Annotated in this window: 4 protein-coding genes; all 4 read left to right on the top strand. The window is 31.9% G+C overall.

Translation table 11 applies throughout. The features are described from left to right. The first annotated feature begins 139 nt into the window (after nucleotides 1-139). The 4 genes from JF73_RS06755 to JF73_RS06740 are packed head-to-tail and all read left to right on the top strand — an operon-like array spanning nucleotide 140 to nucleotide 2,686. Nucleotides 140-994 (top strand): ABC transporter ATP-binding protein, encoded by an 855-nt coding sequence (locus JF73_RS06755; RefSeq protein WP_046327525.1) that lies wholly within the window; start codon nucleotides 140-142, stop codon nucleotides 992-994. Further along, nucleotides 995-1,840, top strand: coding sequence for a hypothetical protein (locus JF73_RS06750; RefSeq protein WP_046327524.1), 846 nt, complete (start codon nucleotides 995-997; stop codon nucleotides 1,838-1,840). Nucleotide 1,841: 1 nt separating this feature from the next. Then, nucleotides 1,842-2,294 (top strand): LytTR family DNA-binding domain-containing protein, encoded by a 453-nt coding sequence (locus tag JF73_RS06745; RefSeq protein WP_046327523.1) that lies wholly within the window; start codon nucleotides 1,842-1,844, stop codon nucleotides 2,292-2,294. A gap of 2 nt (nucleotides 2,295-2,296) precedes the next feature. Continuing rightward, nucleotides 2,297-2,686 (top strand): DUF3021 family protein, encoded by a 390-nt coding sequence (locus JF73_RS06740; RefSeq protein WP_046327522.1) that lies wholly within the window; start codon nucleotides 2,297-2,299, stop codon nucleotides 2,684-2,686. Nucleotides 2,687-2,962 lie beyond the last annotated feature (276 nt).

Genomic DNA, 2,962 nt, shown 5'->3' with positions numbered 1-2,962 from the left:
GGCTGCTGTAGACTTCTTTATATTTCATGATTTAATTTTGCCCTTTTATGCTTGGTATCTGTTCACTTATCTATAAGTTTGCTACAAAGTTTTATTTTATTAGTATGATGGCTCTAATTAGAAAAAGGAGATGCCAATTATGTTAATTGAAACACAAGGGTTAACTAAAAAATTTGGTAAAAATATTGCAGTGAATAAAGCTAATATTCAAATTAAAGAGGGACAGCTTGTTGCTTATTTAGGAACAAATGGTGCGGGTAAATCTACCACGATTAATATGCTAACCGGATTATTAAAGCCTACTTCAGGTGTCATTTCATATGCGGCAGATTTGAAAATAGGCTTAGTTTTTCAGAATAGCATTTTGGATAACGAGTTAACAGTTAAAGATAATCTTTATTTAAGAGCAAAGATGTACCCCAAATTTTCACAGGAATGGCTTGAACAATTGATTGACTTAATAGGCATCAAAAACTTTTTAAAGCAAAAGTTTGGCACTTTATCAGGTGGTCAAAAAAGAAGGGTAGATATAGCCCGTGCGTTGATAAGTAAACCGAATTTACTGTTTCTAGACGAACCAACTACAGGGCTTGATATTCAAACGAGAAATGCTATTTGGGAATTATTAACCAAACTGCAACAACAACAAGAACTCACTATTTTTTTGACAACGCATTATTTAGAAGAAGCTGAAAATGCTGATCAAATGTATATTCTTGAAAATGGTCAAATCTTAGCTAGTGGTTCTGCCGCAACGATCAAGAACGAATTTGCTCCTAATAAATTAATACTTACTGTTGATAACATTCAGGCTTTGAACACTAATCAAAAAGTTATTCGGCTTACTCGTAAGCAAGTTGAAATTGATGCTCTATCGGCTCAAGAAACCGTTGAATTATTAAAAAACAATCAAGCAAATATCACTGACTTCACTTATTCTAAGGGAACGATCAATGATGCGTTTTTGCAGATTACTGGGAAGGAGATACAATAAATGATTGCTCTATTTCGCAGAAATTTAAAAATCTATTTTTCTAACATTATTGGTGTAATTATGTCATGCTTGGGTGCGTTGCTATCTTTCTTTATTTATATTGGTTTTTTGCAAAACAATTTGAAATCCAATTGGCAAAATTTACCTCACGTTACTAAAATGTTAGATTTGTGGATGATAGCTGGTATTGTTGCGGTTTCTGGTATTACTACTGCTTTTCAGGCTTTGGGGCAGCAAGTAAGTGACCGCGAAACGCGAGCCGACGCTGATTTTAAGCTAACAGGCATATCACAGTTTGCACAAAATTTTGCTTACATTTTATCCGGTACAGTTGTCAGCTTTTTTATGCAAATCATTACCTTTATCGTAATGGCATTGTACTTTTCATTAGTTGATCATGTGACGATTCCTCAAAAAGCACTTTTACCCGGATTGCTGTTTATTTTATTAGGCGCTCTGGGAGCGACTTTATTAGATGAAGTTATCGCTTTTTTCATGCATTCCAGCACTACTTTTAGTCGGTTTTCTGCGGTCCTTGGCGCTGCTGCTGGTTTCGCTGTTGCAACTTATTTACCTTACGGTATATTGGTTTCTGGAGCACAAAATTTGGTAAAATTAGTACCAAGTAGCTATGAAGCAGCTGCTTTAAGAGGTTTTTTACTTAAGCAGACACTAGCAACTTTTCCTACCAACGTAAAACGGCATTTAATTAACTATTTAGGAATACAGTATAAATTGAATAATAATAGACTAAATAATATGTTTGTTTTACTTTTAATGATTGCTATACTAATTTTAGTAATTATTTTACTTTCGTTTACCACTGACAGAAGGCGCAATAAGTAAAGTGAAGATTGAATTTAAGACAGATTCTGCTTTAAGCAAAGAAGACATTGAAGTTGAAATTAAGGCAGCTCAAAAAAGTGAAGTAGTTGATAATTTAATAGATTATTTGCATAAATTCGGCGAAAAGAAATATCATCTTTTACCAATTAAGGTAGAAGACCGCATAGTCACAATTAAACCTACTGAGATTATTAAAGTAGAAATCCAAACAACAGATATCACATTTTATACTACTAAAGACATAATAAAAACCACTGGTCGCTTATATCAGGTACTTGAAAAATTGGGTGATGGGTTTATTCAGGTTTCTAAACATGGCATTATTAATATTAATTTTCTGGAATCGATAGAAGTAGGCTTTGCAGGAAATATGATCGCACTTTTAAAAAATAATTTAAAAGCTGACGTTTCCAGATTATATTTGCCGGCATTAAAAAAAGAATTGGGGCTATAAAAATGAGGAAATTGAGTAATTTCATTAACTATTTCTTTACCGGTGTGGGCTTTGGTGCAACTACTTATTTGATCATTATCACTTTTGCATCACCTAGTGTTCCTACCCGTTTAGGTGTTATTTCTGTTTTTATTATTTCTGGATTAATAGGCATTTTATCAATGATTTTTGCAATGGATGTACCACCTGCTATTGCCTTTAGTGTTCATATCATAGGCACATTTTTGCTGGTGTTATTAATGTCCTGGATAAATAAGTGGCCGATTAATTTTTGGTTGATAGGTGTATTTATATTAGTTTATATTATTATTTGGCTGATCGTTATTTTGTCGCAAGTGCGGATTGTTAAGGAAATTAATTCCAGCATTAAAAAGAGGAATGCAAAAAAATAAAGTTGGAATTTTAATATATTATAAGTTGGTATTTTATTGTGTTCAATTTATTACAAATAATTTTGATGCTCTTAATTAGTATGTAGAAAAATAAAAATTTTTTAAAGTTCTTAAGTAAAAAATAATAATAAAAGTATTTTGCCAAGGTTATAAAATAGAGAAGTGAAAATAGCGGATACTATCTCTTTAAACTTATATTGATTAAATTTTTTATGACAAATTTGTTAAATCTGCTGATTGTGCCTACTTAAATTCCAAAATCAGATTTTAAATGGC

It is taken from the genome of Lactobacillus helsingborgensis (assembly GCF_000970855.1).
Taxonomy (GTDB): Bacteria; Bacillota; Bacilli; order Lactobacillales; family Lactobacillaceae; genus Lactobacillus; species Lactobacillus helsingborgensis.
This window is presented reverse-complemented; position numbering and strand designations above follow the sequence as displayed.